We start from the raw sequence: 16,238 nt of genomic DNA, 5'->3' as shown, positions 1-16,238 counted from the left end.
TCAGGACACGCGATGAGCCACCCGCACAGCGATGCCGTAAAAGCCTTTCTGCTGGACCTGCAAGACCGCATCTGCGCCGCCCTGGCGCATAGCGACGGCCACGGCCGCTTCGTCGAGGACGCCTGGAGCCGCGAAGCCGGCGGCGGCGGCCGCAGCCGGGTGATGACCGGCGGCGCGGTATTCGAGCAGGCCGGCGTCAATTTCTCCCACGTCCACGGCGACGCGCTGCCAGCCTCGGCCACCGCGCACCGGCCGGAACTGGCCGGCCGCCGCTTCGAGGCGATGGGCGTGTCGCTGGTGATACACCCGTCCAATCCGCACGTGCCGACCAGCCACGCCAATGTGCGCTTCTTCATCGCGGAAAAGGACGGCGAGGCGCCGGTCTGGTGGTTCGGCGGCGGTTTTGACCTGACGCCGTTCTACCCGGTGGCCGAAGACGTCGTGCACTGGCACACGGTGGCGCGCGATCTGTGCGCGCCGTTCGGCGCCGAGGTCTACCCCCGCTACAAGAAGTGGTGCGACGAATACTTCCACCTGAAACACAGGGGCGAGGCGCGCGGCGTCGGCGGCCTGTTCTTCGACGATCTGAACGAATGGGGCTTCGACGACAGCTTCGCCTTCATGCGGGCCGTCGGCGACGGCTATCTCGACGCCTATCTGCCCATCGTCGCCAAACGCCGGGCCGCCGCCTGGGGCGATCGCGAGCGCCAGTTCCAGTTGTACCGCCGCGGCCGCTATGTCGAGTTCAACCTGGTCTGGGACCGCGGCACGCTGTTCGGCCTGCAGTCCGGCGGCCGCACCGAATCGATACTGATGTCGATGCCGCCGCTGGTGCGCTGGGAGTACGGCTACCAGCCGGAACCGGACAGCCCGGAAGCCCGGCTGTACACCGACTTCCTGCCGCCGCGCGACTGGGTGTGACCGCGTGTCGGCCGGCGGCGGGCGGCCCTTGCGCCCCGCGTCCGTTACAAACGGGCAACGCACAGCGGCGGCCGGATCGGGTATCCTAGCGAGTTCGCTCGCATAATTCGCTCAAGGAATTCCGGAATACCGATGCAAAACACCAAGGCCACCGTCGTGCCGCGCGCGCTGGGGATCGCGCTGTGGCTGCTGTTCGCGCTGATCTGGTTCGGCAGCCTGGGCTACCGCGGCCTGATCCATGCCGACGAGGGCCGTTACGCGACGATCTCGCTGTTCATGCTGCACAGCGGCGACTGGATCACGCCCCGCTTGAACGGCCTGCTGTATTTCGAGAAGCCGATACTGCAATACTGGGCCGGCGCGGCGAGCTTCGCCGTCTTCGGCGTCAACGAATTCGCCGCCCGCTTCTGGCCGGGCCTGACCGGTTTCCTCAGCGTGGTCGCGGTGTCGCTGACCGCCCGCCGGCTGTGGGGCGTCGACGCGGGCCGCCACGCGGCGCTGGCCGCCGGCGGCATGGTGTGGATCGTCTCCAACAGCCATTTCCTGTCGCTGGACATGGGCGTCAGCTTCTTCCTGACCGTCGCGCTGTGCGGCTTCCTGCTGGCGCAGCGCGAGGAGGCCGGCCGCGAGGAAACGCGCCGGGCGATGTGGCTGACCTGGGCCGCGATGGCCGGCGCCACGCTGAGCAAGGGCTTGATCGGCCTGTTGATTCCCGGCGCCACGCTGGTGCTGTACAGCCTGGTCAACTGGCAGTGGGCGTTCTGGAAGCGAATGCACTGGCTCAGCGGCCTCGCGCTGTTCTTCGCGCTCACCGCGCCTTGGTTCGTGCTGGTTTCCGAACGCAATCAGGACTTCGCCCACTTCTTCTTCATCCGCGAGCACTTCGAGCGCTTCCTGACCACCGAGCACAAGCGCACCGGCGCGCCGTGGTATTTCGTGCCCTATCTGATCCTGGGCCTGCTGCCATGGACCACGCTGCTGCCGCGCATCGTCAACGGCGCCTGGAGCGACCGCGCCGCCGGCCTGCGCGTCGGCCGGATGCTGCTGATCTGGTGCGTGTTCATCTTCGCCTTCTTCAGCAAGTCCAGCTCCAAGCTGCCGTCCTACATCCTGCCGATGTTCCCGGCGCTGGCGCTGCTGCTGGCGCACAGCCTGTCGCGGATGGCGCCGAATGAACTCAAGAAACACATCGTCGCGCCGGCGCTGCTGTGGCTGGCGCTGCTGGCCGCCTGGCCGTTCGCCGGCCGCTTCGCCAGCGCCGATTCGCCGCCGGACGTGATCATTCCGTTCGCCCGCTTCATCGCCGCCGGCGCGGCGGTGTTCCTGATCGGCGCCGTCTCAGCCTGGCGCGCGCTGGGGCGCGGCCGGATGCTGGCGGCGGTGGCCGCGCTGTCCTTCGCCAGCCTGGCCGCGGTGACGCTGGCCGCCTGCGGCCACGACAGCTACGGCCGCCTGAAGGGCAGCCGGGAGATCGTCGCGCAGATTCGCCCCTATCTGGCGGCGGACACGCCGGTCTATTCGGTGCGCTACTACGACCAGACCTTCCCTTACTACGTCGGCCGGCCGGTGACGCTGGTGGATTTCGTCGACGAGTTCGAGTTCGGCGAGGGGCAGGAGCCGCAGCGCTGGATGCCGCGTATCGAACAATTCTCCTCCGCCTGGCGCGCCGCGCCGAAGGCGGTGGCGATGCTGACCGACGACACTTACTCGCTGTTGCAGCGGCAAGGCCTGCCGATGAAGGTGATCTACCGGGACCCGCGGCGCATGGTGGTGGCGAAGCCCTAGCCCCCTCTCCCCCGCACGAGGTGAAGAGGGGAAACAAATCGCCGCCCCCATGTCGCCCGGCAAGACGGGCAAACTGGATGTGAATGAATGAAACTGATTGAATTTGGATTGATACTGTTCGGCGTGCTGCTGAACGCCGCCGCCCAGCTGTGCCTGAAGGCCGGCGTGCGCCAGATCGGCCACTTCGACTTTTCCGCCGCCAACGCGCTGCCGATAGGCTGGTCGCTGGCCACCAACCTGCCCATCATCGGCGGCCTGTCCTGCTACGCGGTCAGCGTCGTGGTGTGGATCATGGCGCTGTCGCGGGTCGAGGTCAGCGTCGCCTACCCTATGCTGTCGATAGGTTATGTGGTCAACGCGGCACTGGCCTACTGGATGTTCGGCGAAGCCATCACCGCGCAGAAGCTGATCGGCATCGCCGTCATCATCGTCGGCGTGGTGCTGGTCGCCCGCAGCTGATTCTCGCAAAGGTCCGACATGGAATTCCTGCCCTTCACCCGTCCCGCGATAGACGAGGACACCATCGCCGCCGTGGCCGAGGTGCTGCGCTCCGGCTGGATCACCACCGGTCCGCGCTGCCAGCAACTGGAGGCCGAGCTGTCCGCCTTCTGCGGCGGCCGGCCGGTGCGGCTGGCGGCGTCGGCCACCGCCGCGCTGGAAATGGCCTTGCAGATCGCCGGCGTCGGTCCCGGTGACGAGGTGATCACCTGCCCCTTGAGCTGGATCGCCACCGCCAATGTGGTGCTGAAAGTCGGCGCGACCCCGGTCTTCGTCGACGCCGATCCGGCCACCCGCAATATCGACCTGGACAAGATCGAGGCGGCGATCACGCCGCGCACCCGCGCCATCATCCCGGTGGATCTAGCCGGCCTGCCGGTGGACCGGGACCGGTTGTACGACATCGCCCGCCGCCACAAGCTGCGCGTGGTCGAGGACGCCGCCCAGGCCATGGGCGCCAGCTGGAACGGCCAGTCCATCGGCAGCTTCGGCGACCTGGTGTCGTTCAGCTTCCACGCCAACAAGAACATGACCAGCGGCGAAGGCGGCTGCCTGGTGCTGAACAACGCCGACGAGGCTCGGCTGTTCGAGAAGCTGCGACTGCAGGGCGTCACTCGTTTGCCTGACGGCACGATGGATGTCGACGTGCTGGGCGGCAAGGCCAATATGACCGACATCGCCGCCGCCATCGGCCTGGGCCAGCTGAAGAAGCTGGACGGCTTCAACGCCCGCCGCCGCGAACTGGCCCACCTGTATTTCCGCCATTTCGACCGCTCGCTGGGCTGCGAGCTGCCGCCGGCCGATTTCGAACACGGCAACTGGCACATGTTCCAGCCGCTGCTGCCGCTGCAGCGGATGAGCATAGACCGCGGCGAATTCATCGCCCGGATGAAGGCAGAACACATCGGCGTCGGCGTCCACTACCCGGCGATGCATCTGTTCGCGCTGTTCCGCGACAAGGGCTGCGCCGAGGGCCAGTACCCGGTGGCCGAGGACATCGGCGCGCGCACCGTCACGCTGCCGCTGTTCCCGGCGATGCGCGAAGCGGACGTGATCCGCGTCTGCCAAACCGTCAGCGCCGTGCTGCGCGCCGTTTTACACTGAGAAATATGAATACCGACATCAAGCTTTCCGTGGTCATCCCGGTCTACAACGAGCAGGACGTGTTGCAGGCCTTGTTCGACCGGCTCTACCCGGCGCTGGACGCGTTGAACCTCCGCTACGAGATCGTCTTCGTCAACGACGGCAGCCGCGACAAGAGCGCGGCGATACTGGCCGACCAGTTCAGCCTGCGGCCCGACGTCACCCGCGTGGTGCTGTTCAACGGCAACTTCGGCCAGCACCGCGCCATCCTGGCCGGCTTCGAGCACAGCCGCGGCGAGCGCGTGGTGACGCTGGACGCCGATCTGCAGAATCCGCCCGAGGACATCGCGGTGCTGCTGGCCGAGATGGACAAGGGCCACGACTACGTCGGCTCGATCCGCCGCCAGCGCAGCGACAGCCTGTGGCGCCACGTCGCCAGCCGGGCGATGAACCGGCTGCGCGAGAAGCTGACCCGGATCAAGATGACCGACCAGGGCTGCATGATGCGCGCCTACAGCCGCCGCATCATCGACACCATCAACCAGTGCAACGAGCTGCACACCTTCATCCCGGCGCTGGCCTACCAGTTCTCGCAGAACCCGACCGAGGTCGTCGTCGGCCACGAGGAGCGCTTCGCCGGCGAATCGAAGTACTCGCTGTACAGCCTGATCCGGCTGAACTTCGACCTGATGACCGGCTTCTCGCTGGTGCCGCTGCAATGGTTCTCGCTGCTGGGCATGGGCGTGTCGGCCGGCTCCGGCCTGTTGGTGGTCTACCTGCTGCTGCGCCGGCTGATCCTGGGGCCGGAAGTCGGCGGCGTGTTCACGCTGTTCGCCGTCGCCTTCTTCCTGATCGGCATCGCGCTGTTCGGCATCGGCCTGCTGGGCGAATACATCGGCCGCATCTACCAGGAAGTCCGCTCGCGGCCGCGCTACGTGATACAGGCGGTGCTGGAGCGGAAGGAAACGCCATGAGCCGCGCCATCGTCTTCGCCTACCACAATGTCGGCGTGCGCTGCCTGAAGGCCTTGCTCGGCCGCGGCGTCGACGTCGCACTGGTGGTCACCCACCAGGACAACCCGGAAGAGCACATCTGGTTCGAGAGCGTGGCCCAGGTGGCGCTGGAGCACGGCATTCCGTTCATCTCGCCGGACGATCCGAACGCGCCGGAAGTCGTCGAGCGGGTGCGGGCGGCCCGGGCCGACTTCCTGTTCTCCTTCTATTACCGCCACATGCTGAAGGCCCCGCTGTTGGAGGCGGTCGCGCGCGGCGCCTACAATATGCACGGCTCTCTGCTGCCGCAGTACCGCGGCCGGGTGCCGATCAACTGGGCAATCATCCACGGCGAGACCGAGACCGGCGCCACGCTGCACCAGATGAACGTCAAGCCGGACAACGGCCCCATCGTCGACCAGATGGCGGTGCCGATACTGCCGGACGACTCCGCCGACGAAGTGTTCGCCAAGGTGACCGTCGCCGCCGAGATGGTGCTGTGGCGCAGCCTGCCCGGCCTGATGGCCGGCAGCGCGCCGCACACGCAGCAGGACCTGAGCCTGGGCGGCTATTTCGGCGGCCGCAAGCCGGAGGACGGCCGCATCGACGCGCATGCCCCGGCCGAACGGCTGCACAACTTCGTCCGCGCGCTGACCCGGCCCTTCCCCGGCGCCTTCGCCGACACCGGGGCCGGCCGCCTGCTATTGTGGAAAACGCTGCGGGCCGGCCGCGCCGCGCCGGCCGCGCGCGCCGAATTGCGCAGCGCCGACGGCAAACTGTGGCTCCATTGCGCCGACGGCGGCCGCCTGGCGGTGCTGGAGGCAGAGCTGGACGGCCAGCCGCTGAACTCCGACAACTTCGCCGCCCGCGTCGCCTCCGGCGCGCTGGCGCTGTGAAGCGATTACCGAATTCGATTTTCCGCCCGACGGCGGTTGAGGACATCCAATGAAAAAAGTACTGATACTGGGCGTGAACGGCTTCATCGGCCACCACCTGACCAAGCGCATCATCGAGACCACCGACTGGCACATCTACGGCATGGACATGCACGATGACCGCGTGGCCGAGTGGAAGGACCATCCGCGCTTCCACTTCTTCGAAGGCGACATCACCATCAACAAGGAGTGGATCGAATACCACGTCAAGAAGTGCGACGTGGTGCTGCCGCTGGTGGCCATCGCCACCCCGTCCACCTACGTCAACAACCCGCTGCGCGTGTTCGAACTGGACTTCGAGGCCAATCTGCCCATCGTCCGCCAGTGCGTACAGTACAAGAAGCACCTGGTGTTCCCGTCCACCTCGGAAGTCTACGGCATGTGCCACGACGACGAATTCGACCCGGAGAACTCCGAGCTGATCTGCGGCCCGATCAACAAGCCGCGCTGGATCTACTCCTGCTCCAAGCAGCTGATGGACCGCGTGATCCACGCCTACGGCATGCAGGAAGGCCTGAACTACACGCTGTTCCGTCCGTTCAACTGGATAGGCGGCGGCCTGGACAACATCAACACGCCGAAGGAAGGCTCCAGCCGCGTGATCACCCAGTTCCTGGGCCACATCGTCCGCGGCGAGACCATCAAGCTGGTCGACGGCGGCCACCAGAAGCGCGCCTTCACCTATGTCGACGACGGCATCGCCGCGCTGATGAAGATCATAGAGAACAAGGACGGCAAGGCCTCCGGCCAGATCTACAATATCGGCAACCCGGCCAACAACTACTCGATCCGCGAGCTGTCGCAGATGATGATCGACCTGGCCCGCGTCTACCCGGAATACCAGCTGAACGCCGACAAGGTGCAGGTGGTGGAAACCACGTCCGGCGCCTACTACGGCAACGGCTACCAGGACGTGAAGAACCGCGTGCCCAAGATCGCCAACACCATGGCCGACCTGGACTGGAAGCCGACAGTGACGATGGCCGACGCGCTCAAGGGCATCTACGACTACTATCGCGACCAGGTGGCGGCCAGCCGCGACCTGTCGGAGTAATCGCTTCGCGGGCCGGACGCCGGCCCGCCTGCATGCCGTCCGTTCCCGCAAGGGGAGGACGGCATTTTTCATGCCGATGGCGGATGCGCGGACGCGGCGGCAGACACGGATTTATCGCCTCCGTGTGGGCGACGACGGCCGGAAAACCGCACGGCAAGCGCCCGGCGCGGTAAACTCGCCGGCGACTCCGAACACTTGAACCTCCCACAACAATGAAAAAACTCGCACTGAAGATAGACGTCGACACCTGGCGCGGCACCCGCGAAGGCGTGCCGCGGCTGATGGAGGCGCTGCGGCGGCACAAGGCCGGCGCCACCTTCTTGTTCAGCCTGGGCCCGGACCACACCGGCCGCGCGATCAAGCGCGTGTTCCGCCCCGGCTTCCTGTCCAAGGTGTCGCGGACCTCGGTCGTCGAACACTACGGCATGCGCACGCTGCTGTACGGCACCGTGCTGCCGGGCCCGGACATCGGCCGCCGCGAGGCGAAGCTGCTCCGCGGCGTCCGCGACGCAGGCTTCGAGGTCGGCATCCATTGCTGGGACCACATCAAGTGGCAGGACTACGTCGCCGGCAAGGACGCCGCCTGGACCCGCGCCGAGATGCACAAGGCAGCCAGGCGCTTCCGCGAGATCTTCGGCGAGGACGCCCGCACCCACGGCGCCGCCGGCTGGCAGATCAACGACGCCGCGCTGGCCTACCAGCAGGAGCTGGGCATGCGCTACGCGTCCGACGGCCGCGGCAGCCATCCGTTCCAGCCGCTGGACGCCGCCGGCCGGCCGCTGGGCGTGCCTCAGCTGCCGACCACGCTGCCGACGCTGGACGAATTGATCGGCCTGGACGGCCTCGACAACGACAACGTCCACGAGCATCTGCTGAAACTGACCGAGTCCGAAACCGCCACCGGCCACGTTTACACGCTGCACGCCGAACTGGAGGGCATGCGGCTGATGGAGGCGTTCGAACGCCTGCTCGCCGGCTGGACGCGGCAGGGCTACCAGCTGGTCAGCTGCGCCGATCTGTTCGACAGCCAGGACCTGGCCGCGCTGCCGACCGGCCGGGTGGTGATGGGGGAAATTCCCGGCCGCAGCGGCACGCTGGCGCTGCAGGCCTGAGGGGCCGCGCGCCGCCATCGGTGATCTACACTTCAGCCATATCCCCGCTTGAGTGTCACCGATGCGCCCGCTGTATGTTCTCGCCGTCTGGCTGCCCGGCCTCGCAGCCCATGCGGCCACCTTGCTGGGCGGCATCGCGCCGCCCTATGTCCTCTCGGAACCGCCTGCCCAGGGTTTCGCCGTCGCGGTGATGCAGGAGGCGGCCAGGCGACTGGGCGAACCGCTGCAGATCTCGGTGCAGCCATTGAATCGGGTGCTGACCATAGGCTCGGCCCAGGCCCGCGCGCTGATCGTGCCCCCTTGCCGCACGCCGCGGCGGGAAGCGCTGCTGCGCTGGGTGGCGCCGCTGGTCGACGAGGAATTCCTGCTGATAGGCCCGGCGGCTCAGCCGCCGGTCGGGTCCTCCCCGCCGGGCGGCCTGCATATCGGCGTCGTGCGGGACTCCGTCGGTCTGGAACTGGCGAAACAGCTGCCCGGCGCGACGATAGAGCTGGCCGGCGACGAAACCCTCAACGCGCGCAAGCTGGCCGCGCACCATATCGACGCCTGGCTGGCGGCGTGGAACAGCGCCCGCTACGCCCAGCAACAGGCCGGCCTACCGCCGGACGGACTGCGCCGCGGCCAGGTGATGCTGCGTTGCACGACCTATCTGGCCGCCACCCGCAACATCCCCGAAGCCGATCTGGAACCGTGGCGCCGCGCCATCGACGAGATGCGCCGCGACGGCTCGCTGCTGAAACTGGCCAGGCGCTACGATCTCGTCACGCCCGGCCGGCAGGATCCGCCGCGCTAGCCGTCGCGCTTGTTCAGGAACAAGGTCAGCGTCAGCCCGCCCTCGCCATTGTTCTGCGACTGGATATTCTTCAGCGTGACGCCGGACGGCAGCAGCACGCTGATGCCGTGGCCGACGCCGTAACGCGACAGCGTCTTCTCCAGTTGCCTGGCCACGCCCTTGGCCGGCAGCCTGGCCTCGTCGTCCAGCTCGAAGCCGTACGATTCGGCGGCGCTGCCCAGCGCCACTTCCACCTGCTCGCGCGGCACGAAGCGCTCGGCGGCGGCGGTCAGCGCCTTGGCCTGCACCTCTTCCGGCTGGCTTTCCACCAGCGTCAGCAGCTCGTCCTTGAAGCGCGCCTGCTCAATGGGATCTTCGATCTCGCCCGACAGCTGCTCGACCACGCTGGCCAGCATCTTGCTGCTGGACGCCTTGTCCGGCACCCGCAGCGCCTTCAGGAAATCGTCCAGCCAGAACTTGGCCTCGCGGCTCAACCTGTCCACCGCGTACACCGTCGGGCCGTGTTCCAGAATCAGCGCGCCCTTGTCTATCAGCCGCGGATTGATGCCGGAGGCGTGGCTGATGTCGAACACGCCGCCGCCGTCGATGATGGTCAGGAAGTCGTCGCGGATCTCGGACTTGAACACGCCGAGCGCGCGCACTTCGCGATCGCCGTCGGCCAGGCCCGAGAACTGGATCACCAGCAGGTCGCCGGCGCTGATATTGGGGTGCTGCGAGCGGCCGTACAGATGTTTGGCGATGCGCTGCGACACTTCGAGGAAATCGACCTCGCCGCGGAAAAACTGCCGGGTGTAATGGTAGACCTCGTTCAGGTTCAGGTCGGTCTCATGGACGAACTGGTGCTTCTTCCGATCGGACACGATGCCCTTCAGATAGCCGTCCAGCAGCAGGCCGGACACCGCCTCGTCCACCATCGTGGTGCGCTCGGACAGCTGCAGCGGCTCGCCGCGCGTCGGGTTGCCCACCCGGTGCACCACCATGCACTCCACTTTAGATTCCGCTATCACCATCGCCGCGCTCCCGCAAAAGAATGCGCGATTATTGTCGCGCCCCGCCGCCTTGGCAAGCGCCGGCGGCCAGACTGTCGGCCAGGAAGTCCACCAGCAGCCTGACCTTGGGGCTAAGCTGGCGATTGTGCGGGTACAGCGCCCAGATGCCCTCGTCCGGCTCTGCGTAGTCGGCCAGCACCTCCACCAGCGCGCCGCTGGCCAGATGCCCCGTCACATAGTAGTCGGGCAATTGTGCCAGCCCCATGCCGCGCACCGCCGCCTCGGCCAGCGGCGCCGCCGCGCTGCAGCGCAGCGGCCCCTGCACCCGAAAGGTCTGCCGGCGGCCGCCCACCTGCAGATGCCAGCCGTCCTTGCCTATCTGCAGGCACTGATGCTGCGGCAAATCCTGCGGCCGCTTGGGCTCGCCGTGGCGCGCCAGATAAGCCGGCGACGCGCAGACATGGTGCCGCCGCTGCGCCAGCTTGCGCGCCATCAGCGACGAGTCGGTCAAATTGCCGATGCGTATCGCCAGGTCGTAGCCGCCGTGCACCAGGTCCTTGACCTGGTTGGACAGGTCCAGGCTGGCCTCCAGTTGCGGATAGCGCTGCATGAAGTCCAGCAGCAGCGGCGCGATATGGCTGTTGCCGTAGGCCAGCGGCGCGGTCAGCTTCAACAGGCCGCGCGGCGCCGCCTGCAGCAGCGATACCGCCTGCTCGGCGTCGTCCAGCGACTCCAGCAACTGGCGGCAGTGCGCCAGATACACGTCGCCGGCCTCGGTCAGGCTGAGCTGGCGCGTGGTGCGGTACAGCAACTTGGCGCCCAGCCGCGCCTCCAGCTGCCCCACCTGGCGGCTGACCTGGGCCACCGAGATGCCCAGCCGGCGCGCGGCGCCGGTGAAACTGCCGCCGTCGGCCACCGCGACGAATTCCTGCATGCCTTCCCAAGCCGCCATTATTGCTCCATGGAAAAAATCATTTACCAAACAAGCCGATTATCGACGCCGGACAAAAAAATACAATGGTCGATTGCCATTCATCCACCGTTGACGAGGGAGTGCCGATGAGCCAGGACATCATCCGTTGCCGCGCCGCCGTGGCCTGGGCCGCGGGCCAGCCGCTGAGCATTGAAGAAATAGAAGTACATCCGCCGAAAGCCGGCGAGGTGCGCGTGAAGATGGTCGCCAGCGGCGTCTGCCACACCGACGCCTTCACGCTGTCCGGCGAGGACCCGGAAGGCATCTTCCCCTGCATACTCGGCCACGAGGGCGGCGGCATCGTCGAATCGATAGGCCCCGGCGTCAGCAGCGTCGCCGTCGGCGACCACGTGATTCCGCTGTACACGCCGGAATGCCGCGAGTGCAAATTCTGTCTGTCCGGCAAGACCAATCTTTGCCAGAAGATACGCGCGACGCAAGGCAAGGGCCTGATGCCGGACGGCACGACCCGCTTCTCCAAGGACGGCAAGCCGATCTACCACTACATGGGCACGTCCACCTTCAGCGAATACACGGTGCTGCCGGAAATCTCGCTGGCCAAGGTCAATCCGGCCGCGCCGCTGGAAGAAGTGTGCCTGCTGGGTTGCGGCGTCACCACCGGCATGGGCGCCGTGGTCAACACCGCCAAGGTCAAGCCCGGCGACAGCGTGGCCATCTTCGGCCTCGGCGGCATCGGCCTGTCGGCCATCATCGGCGCGCGGATGGCCGGCGCCGGCCGCATCATCGGCATCGACATCAACGAGGGCAAGTTCGAGCTGGCGAAGAAGCTGGGCGCCACCGACTGCGTCAACCCCAGCCATTTCGACAAGCCGATACAGGACGTGATCGTCGAAATGACCGACGGCGGCGTCGACTTCTCCTTCGAGTGCATAGGCAACGTCAAAGTGATGCGCGCGGCGCTGGAGTGCTGCCACAAGGGCTGGGGCGAATCGGTGATCATCGGCGTGGCCGGGGCCGGCCAGGAGATCGCCACCCGCCCGTTCCAGCTGGTCACCGGCCGGGTATGGCGCGGCTCCGCCTTCGGCGGCGTGCGCGGACGCTCCGAGCTGCCGGAATACGTGGAGCGCTATCTGAAAGGCGAATTCCGCCTCGACGACTTCATCACCCACACGATGCCGCTTGACGACGTCAACCACGCCTTCGAGCTGATGCACGAGGGCAAGAGCATACGTTCGGTGGTCCACTACGCGCCGGTGTCGGCATGACGGCCTTGCAGAAGACCGCCGACAGCCTGGCCTTCGGCGGCCGACAGCAGCAATGGCTGCACGATTCGGAAACGCTCGCCTGCCGGATGCGCTTCAGCGTCTTCCTGCCGCCGGCGGCCGCGCACGGCAAGGTGCCGTGGCTGCTGTGGCTGTCCGGCCTGACCTGCAGCGACGAGAACTTCAGCCACAAGGCCGGCGCGCAGCGGCTGGCGGCCGAGCTGGGCATCGCGCTGGCGATGCCGGACACCAGCCCGCGCGGCGAGACGGTGCCCGACGACGCGGCCTACGATCTGGGCCAGGGCGCCGGCTTCTATGTCGACGCCGTCCGCGAGCCGTGGAGCCGCCACTACCGGATGTACGACTACGTGTCGCGCGAGCTGCCGGCGCTGCTGCGCGCCGAATTCCCGCTGAACGGCCGCTGCGCGATCGCCGGCCATTCGATGGGCGGCCACGGCGCGCTGGTCTGCGCGATCCGGCGCCCGCAGGACTACGTGTCGGCGTCGGCCTTCAGTCCGATCTGCCATCCGGTGCAAGCGCCGTGGGGCCGCAAGGCCTTCGCCGCCTACCTCGGCGACGACGAGGCCGCCTGGGCCCAGTGGGACGCCAGCCGGCTGCTGGCCGAACGCGGCTGCCCGCTGCCGCTCAGGGTCGACGTCGGCCTGGCCGACACCTTCCTCGCCGAACAGTTGCAGCCGGAAGCGCTGCAACAGGCGGCGCGCGCCAGCGACGCCCGGCTGGAGCTGCACCGCCACGCCGGCTACGACCACGGCTACTACTTCGTCGCCAGCTTCATCGACGAACACCTGCGTTTCCACGCCCGCCACCTGTTGGCCTGAGGTTAAATCCGGAACACAAAAAAGCCAGGCTCGAGAGCCTGGCTTCAGGCTGCCGACAAGGCGAGCCGGCAAGATTGCGCAGGACCCGGCGCAGCCGGGCCTGTCGACACAGGCGGCGGATCCCGCAGCCTTTCCCTATCCACCCGATCCCCCCGCCCTTGCCTTGCAAGGGTGCCTCGCCTTCAAGAAAGCGAGCAGAACGGCAACAACAAAAAAGCCAGGCTCGAGAGCCTGGCTTTTTCGTTGAATCTGGTGGAGGGAGAAGGATTCGAACCTTCGAAGGCTTAGCCGCCGGATTTACAGTCCGGACCCGTTGACCGCTGGGGTAACCCCTCCAGAGCGGCGCATAGTATAGGCTTGCGCCGATACTGTCAACGCCTGGCGCGCGTCGCCACGCCGAAATGCCATCAAAATAGACAGTCTGCCATCATACCTTTTTCCCCCTGCCCCGCCCATTCGCCGCGCCGCTTCACAGGCCGCGGTAACAACCGTTTTTCGCTTGAAGCCGCCGATGCCGCCACCGGCCGCGCGATTGTCGCAGCCGGCGCGAAACCGGAGTCGCCGTACCCGATGCCTTGTATCCAGAATGTCCAGCCGCGGAAACCCCGATGCATTCTCAAACATACAGCCAGACAGACAGCACCCCGGCCCCCCGCCACCTGAACGCCGCCCTGCGAAGCCTGCCGCTGCTGCAGGACCTGCCAACCGAGCTGCTGCGGCATATCGAACAGCACGCCACCGTCGTCCAGGGCAGGCAGCGCCAGCTCCTGTTCCTGCGCGACGACCCGGAAACCTTCATCGGCCTGGTGCTGCAGGGCAATGTCTACCACACGCTGCAGGAGCCGGACGGACACGAGGTGATCATCGACCGCTCCGGTCCCGGCGAACTGGTCGGCGAAAGCACGTTGCTGCAGCCGGAGAGGCGCAGCTGCAACGCCCAGCTCAGCCGCAATTGCCAGCTGCTGCTGCTGCATCAGCTGCACTTTCCGCCGCTGCAAGGCAACAGCGTCCTGATGGCGCGGGTGCAGCGCCAGCTGTGCAACCGCCTGCAACGAATCAGCAGCTTCGTCGAAACCGTCTGCCTGTACCGGCTGGAAGCCCGGCTGGCGCGCCACCTGCTGTCCGAAATGGCGCGCAGCGGCTGCTCCGGCCCCGACGGGGTGGAACTGCCGCTGACCGCCAACCAGAGCATTCTGGCCGCCATGCTCAATGCCAGCCGTCCGCGGCTGAACGCCCAGCTGAAGCAATGGCAGCGCGCCGGGCTGATCCAGCTGTCGCGCCATGCGCTGCGGATCACCGATCCCGGACGTCTGCGGCAGATCGCGCAGCAGTCCGCCACCAAATAGATCAAATGAATATTTTTAACAACAAATATATTCATTTGTCACCTTAGCGACAGCCTCGCTTCCTGCCCACGGCCATCCTGCACATCCCATTTGTCATAAAGGATGGCCGTATGCAACACCACGCCCTTGCTGCATCCGATTCCCTCGACGCGCGTTTCGACCTGGTCTGGCGCGAAATTCACGGCAAGCTGCAACGCCGCGCGCGCCATTTGTGCCGCGGCGACATCCACCGCGCCGACGAGCTGCTGTCGGACACCGCGCTCAAGGTCCATCTCTATCTGCAACACTCGGCGGAACGGGTGCAGAACCTGGCCGGCTTCATGTTCCTGGCGCTGAACCACGCCTTTCTCGACCAGGCCAGGCGCCAGAGCCGGGAAAACCGGGTGTTCGACCGCGACTGCGACAGCGACGACGAGCATCTGGAAGGCCTGGCCGGCGCCACGCCGACGCCGGAACAGGAGTTGACGCTGAAACAGCAGCTGTACCTGATGGCCAGCACGCTGGCCGGACTGACGCCCCAGCAGCAGCAGCTGTTCCAGCTGAAGTTCGAGCAGGACTTGCCGTATCCGCAAATCGCCGCCGTGCTCGGCATCAACGAGGCGCTGGCGCGCAAACGGGTAGAACTGCTGCGCAAGCGCCTGCGCCAACAGCTGGCCTGAGCGTTCACAAGGCTGCGCCTGTCACGTCCGTAACGGCAAGCGCAGCCGCCGCGCCGATTTCCCCATCAATAGACCCAACGTCCAGGAGCAAGCATGGCAGACAACACGCCCGTCAACGGCCAGATCACCGACGCCGTCACCCAGACCAATGTCAAAGTGGTGGCGGAGGCCCCCGCCCAGGCCATCGCCTCGCTGTACCAGCTGGCCAGCCACTCGGCCGGCCTGTCGCTGCAAAACGCGGTGCACAGCCAGCAGGCGCTGAACCAGATATCCAACGCGGTCGTGTCCAAGGCGGTCAGCATGATCCTGTCGATAGGCGAGAAAAGCGGCGCCTGAACCTAGCCGCCATCGGAGAGACATGCGATGAACCTCAATCCTTTCCGCAAGGCCGCGCCGGCCGACACAGACCCGTCGACGCCGCCGGCTCCGGCCGGCGCCAAGACGGATGCCAAACCGGACGCCAAACCGGACCCGCGGCCCGAAGCGCCGGCTCAGCCTGCCAGCCCGCCGCCGAAAACGCCGTTGTCCGGCATGACCGATCAGATGCGCGCGCAGCAGGCCGGCGCCGCGCCATCGGCCACCGACGCGCTGAACAGCCAGATCGTGCAGGCGGTGCAGTTCAGCAATCAGGAAACCGCCGCCTACGCCGCCAGTCAGGTGGCGGTGCCGCCGAACATGATGATCACCCAGGCCAGCGGCCTGGTGGCGCAGGCCGCCGCCAACTACTTCGACGGCGCCAGCAAGCTGGCGATGGCGAGCAAGAGCGTCTTGCTGAAGGACATGACGGAAAAATTCGCCAAAGAGGACCTGAAGGGCGCGGCCGAGGACGCGCTGGGCATCTTGATCACCGACCTCCTGGTCGGCACCGCCGCCGCGGTGGCCGCGGCGGCCGGCGCCATCGAGGGCGAGGCGGCCCATTTCGCGCTGGACAAGATAGACCAGAGCCTGAGCAAGTATCAGGACCTGCTGGACAAGCGCGGCGCCTGACGGCGCCTGCGGGCCGGCCGCCTCGCAAAAGCGCGCCGGCCCCGTCCCG

The 16,238-nt window shown here is 66.9% G+C and carries 17 protein-coding genes and 1 tRNA gene; 15 read left to right on the top strand and 3 right to left on the bottom strand.

Annotated elements, in window-relative coordinates:
- The first annotated feature begins 12 nt into the window (after positions 1-12).
- From hemF to CXB49_RS00615, 9 genes are all read left to right on the top strand, one after another.
- The gene (hemF, locus tag CXB49_RS00655) at positions 13-921 is read left to right on the top strand and encodes an oxygen-dependent coproporphyrinogen oxidase (RefSeq protein ID WP_101706619.1); all 909 of its coding nucleotides are present in this window, start codon (positions 13-15) and stop codon (positions 919-921) included.
- A gap of 132 nt (positions 922-1,053) precedes the next feature.
- The gene (locus tag CXB49_RS00650; RefSeq protein ID WP_101706618.1) at positions 1,054-2,706 is read left to right on the top strand and encodes a glycosyltransferase family 39 protein; all 1,653 of its coding nucleotides are present in this window, start codon (positions 1,054-1,056) and stop codon (positions 2,704-2,706) included.
- Between the two features lie 87 nt (positions 2,707-2,793).
- Positions 2,794-3,165, top strand: a complete 372-nt coding sequence (locus CXB49_RS00645; RefSeq protein WP_101706617.1) for an SMR family transporter — start codon at positions 2,794-2,796, stop codon at positions 3,163-3,165.
- Positions 3,166-3,183: 18 nt separating this feature from the next.
- A complete protein-coding gene (locus CXB49_RS00640) occupies positions 3,184-4,308 on the top strand; it encodes a DegT/DnrJ/EryC1/StrS aminotransferase family protein (RefSeq protein WP_101706616.1) in 1,125 nt (374 codons plus the stop codon).
- Positions 4,309-4,313: 5 nt separating this feature from the next.
- Positions 4,314-5,261 carry a glycosyltransferase gene (locus CXB49_RS00635; RefSeq protein WP_101706615.1) on the top strand — a complete coding sequence of 316 codons (948 nt, stop codon included), beginning with the start codon at positions 4,314-4,316 and terminating at the stop codon, positions 5,259-5,261.
- Positions 5,258-6,175: a formyltransferase gene (locus CXB49_RS00630; protein WP_101706614.1), complete on the top strand. Its 918-nt coding sequence runs from the start codon at positions 5,258-5,260 to the stop codon at positions 6,173-6,175. Before CXB49_RS00635 ends, CXB49_RS00630 begins: the two co-directional genes overlap by 4 nt.
- Before the next feature lie 49 nt (positions 6,176-6,224).
- Positions 6,225-7,268, top strand: a complete 1,044-nt coding sequence (locus tag CXB49_RS00625; RefSeq protein ID WP_101706613.1) for a bifunctional UDP-4-keto-pentose/UDP-xylose synthase — start codon at positions 6,225-6,227, stop codon at positions 7,266-7,268.
- 212 nt (positions 7,269-7,480) lie between these two features.
- A complete protein-coding gene (locus CXB49_RS00620) occupies positions 7,481-8,380 on the top strand; it encodes a 4-deoxy-4-formamido-L-arabinose-phosphoundecaprenol deformylase (RefSeq protein WP_101706612.1) in 900 nt (299 codons plus the stop codon).
- Between the two features lie 61 nt (positions 8,381-8,441).
- The gene (locus CXB49_RS00615) at positions 8,442-9,173 is read left to right on the top strand and encodes an ABC transporter substrate-binding protein (protein WP_101706611.1); all 732 of its coding nucleotides are present in this window, start codon (positions 8,442-8,444) and stop codon (positions 9,171-9,173) included.
- Here CXB49_RS00615 and CXB49_RS00610 read toward each other — a convergent pair.
- Positions 9,170-10,183, bottom strand: coding sequence for a nucleoid-associated protein (locus tag CXB49_RS00610; RefSeq protein WP_101706610.1), 1,014 nt, complete (start codon positions 10,181-10,183; stop codon positions 9,170-9,172). The two genes, CXB49_RS00615 and CXB49_RS00610, sit on opposite strands and share 4 nt — an antisense overlap.
- Positions 10,184-10,211: 28 nt before the next feature.
- Entirely contained in the window at positions 10,212-11,114 is a 903-nt protein-coding gene (locus CXB49_RS00605) for a LysR substrate-binding domain-containing protein (RefSeq protein WP_101706609.1), read from the bottom strand.
- Between the two features lie 119 nt (positions 11,115-11,233).
- Between CXB49_RS00605 and CXB49_RS00600 the strand changes: the two genes are divergently transcribed.
- On the top strand, positions 11,234-12,361 hold the full coding sequence (locus CXB49_RS00600) for an S-(hydroxymethyl)glutathione dehydrogenase/class III alcohol dehydrogenase (RefSeq protein WP_369826589.1): 1,128 nt from the start codon (positions 11,234-11,236) through the stop codon (positions 12,359-12,361).
- On the top strand, positions 12,358-13,197 hold the full coding sequence (gene fghA / locus CXB49_RS00595; RefSeq protein ID WP_101706607.1) for an S-formylglutathione hydrolase: 840 nt from the start codon (positions 12,358-12,360) through the stop codon (positions 13,195-13,197). Before CXB49_RS00600 ends, fghA begins: the two co-directional genes overlap by 4 nt.
- A 250-nt stretch (positions 13,198-13,447) precedes the next feature.
- On the opposite strand, the gene CXB49_RS00590 is transcribed toward fghA, so the two are convergent.
- Positions 13,448-13,533: transfer RNA gene (locus tag CXB49_RS00590), tRNA-Tyr, on the bottom strand.
- Between the two features lie 272 nt (positions 13,534-13,805).
- Between CXB49_RS00590 and CXB49_RS00585 the strand changes: the two genes are divergently transcribed.
- The 4 genes from CXB49_RS00585 to CXB49_RS00570 all read left to right on the top strand — a co-directional run bounded on the left by CXB49_RS00585 (position 13,806) and on the right by CXB49_RS00570 (position 16,189).
- Positions 13,806-14,543 (top strand): Crp/Fnr family transcriptional regulator, encoded by a 738-nt coding sequence (locus CXB49_RS00585; RefSeq protein WP_101706606.1) that lies wholly within the window; start codon positions 13,806-13,808, stop codon positions 14,541-14,543.
- Positions 14,544-14,653: 110 nt separating this feature from the next.
- Entirely contained in the window at positions 14,654-15,202 is a 549-nt protein-coding gene (locus tag CXB49_RS00580; RefSeq protein WP_101706605.1) for an RNA polymerase sigma factor, read from the top strand.
- 93 nt (positions 15,203-15,295) lie between these two features.
- Positions 15,296-15,538 carry a RebB family R body protein gene (locus CXB49_RS00575; protein WP_101706604.1) on the top strand — a complete coding sequence of 81 codons (243 nt, stop codon included), beginning with the start codon at positions 15,296-15,298 and terminating at the stop codon, positions 15,536-15,538.
- Positions 15,539-15,565: 27 nt separating this feature from the next.
- On the top strand, positions 15,566-16,189 hold the full coding sequence (locus tag CXB49_RS00570) for a hypothetical protein (RefSeq protein ID WP_199406750.1): 624 nt from the start codon (positions 15,566-15,568) through the stop codon (positions 16,187-16,189).
- The last annotated feature ends 49 nt before the right edge of the window (positions 16,190-16,238 follow it).

The organism is Chromobacterium sp. ATCC 53434, assembly GCF_002848345.1.
Taxonomy (GTDB): domain Bacteria; phylum Pseudomonadota; class Gammaproteobacteria; order Burkholderiales; family Chromobacteriaceae; genus Chromobacterium.
This window is presented reverse-complemented; position numbering and strand designations above follow the sequence as displayed.

Excerpts from the sequence above, each read along its gene's own strand:
- CXB49_RS00625 (WP_101706613.1), top strand. The coding sequence starts at position 6,225 with ATGAAAAAAGTACTGATACTGGGCGTGAACGGCTTCATCGGCCACCAC.
- CXB49_RS00580 (WP_101706605.1), top strand. The coding sequence starts at position 14,654 with ATGCAACACCACGCCCTTGCTGCATCCGATTCCCTCGACGCGCGTTTC.
- fghA (WP_101706607.1), top strand. The coding sequence starts at position 12,358 with ATGACGGCCTTGCAGAAGACCGCCGACAGCCTGGCCTTCGGCGGCCGA.
- CXB49_RS00585 (WP_101706606.1), top strand. The coding sequence starts at position 13,806 with ATGCATTCTCAAACATACAGCCAGACAGACAGCACCCCGGCCCCCCGC.
- CXB49_RS00630 (WP_101706614.1), top strand. The coding sequence starts at position 5,258 with ATGAGCCGCGCCATCGTCTTCGCCTACCACAATGTCGGCGTGCGCTGC.
- CXB49_RS00615 (WP_101706611.1), top strand. The coding sequence starts at position 8,442 with ATGCGCCCGCTGTATGTTCTCGCCGTCTGGCTGCCCGGCCTCGCAGCC.
- CXB49_RS00605 (WP_101706609.1), bottom strand. The coding sequence starts at position 11,114 with ATGGCGGCTTGGGAAGGCATGCAGGAATTCGTCGCGGTGGCCGACGGC.
- CXB49_RS00575 (WP_101706604.1), top strand. The coding sequence starts at position 15,296 with ATGGCAGACAACACGCCCGTCAACGGCCAGATCACCGACGCCGTCACC.
- CXB49_RS00610 (WP_101706610.1), bottom strand. The coding sequence starts at position 10,183 with ATGGTGATAGCGGAATCTAAAGTGGAGTGCATGGTGGTGCACCGGGTG.
- CXB49_RS00640 (WP_101706616.1), top strand. The coding sequence starts at position 3,184 with ATGGAATTCCTGCCCTTCACCCGTCCCGCGATAGACGAGGACACCATC.
- CXB49_RS00620 (WP_101706612.1), top strand. The coding sequence starts at position 7,481 with ATGAAAAAACTCGCACTGAAGATAGACGTCGACACCTGGCGCGGCACC.
- CXB49_RS00570 (WP_199406750.1), top strand. The coding sequence starts at position 15,566 with ATGAACCTCAATCCTTTCCGCAAGGCCGCGCCGGCCGACACAGACCCG.
- CXB49_RS00645 (WP_101706617.1), top strand. The coding sequence starts at position 2,794 with ATGAAACTGATTGAATTTGGATTGATACTGTTCGGCGTGCTGCTGAAC.
- CXB49_RS00635 (WP_101706615.1), top strand. The coding sequence starts at position 4,314 with ATGAATACCGACATCAAGCTTTCCGTGGTCATCCCGGTCTACAACGAG.
- CXB49_RS00650 (WP_101706618.1), top strand. The coding sequence starts at position 1,054 with ATGCAAAACACCAAGGCCACCGTCGTGCCGCGCGCGCTGGGGATCGCG.
- hemF (WP_101706619.1), top strand. The coding sequence starts at position 13 with ATGAGCCACCCGCACAGCGATGCCGTAAAAGCCTTTCTGCTGGACCTG.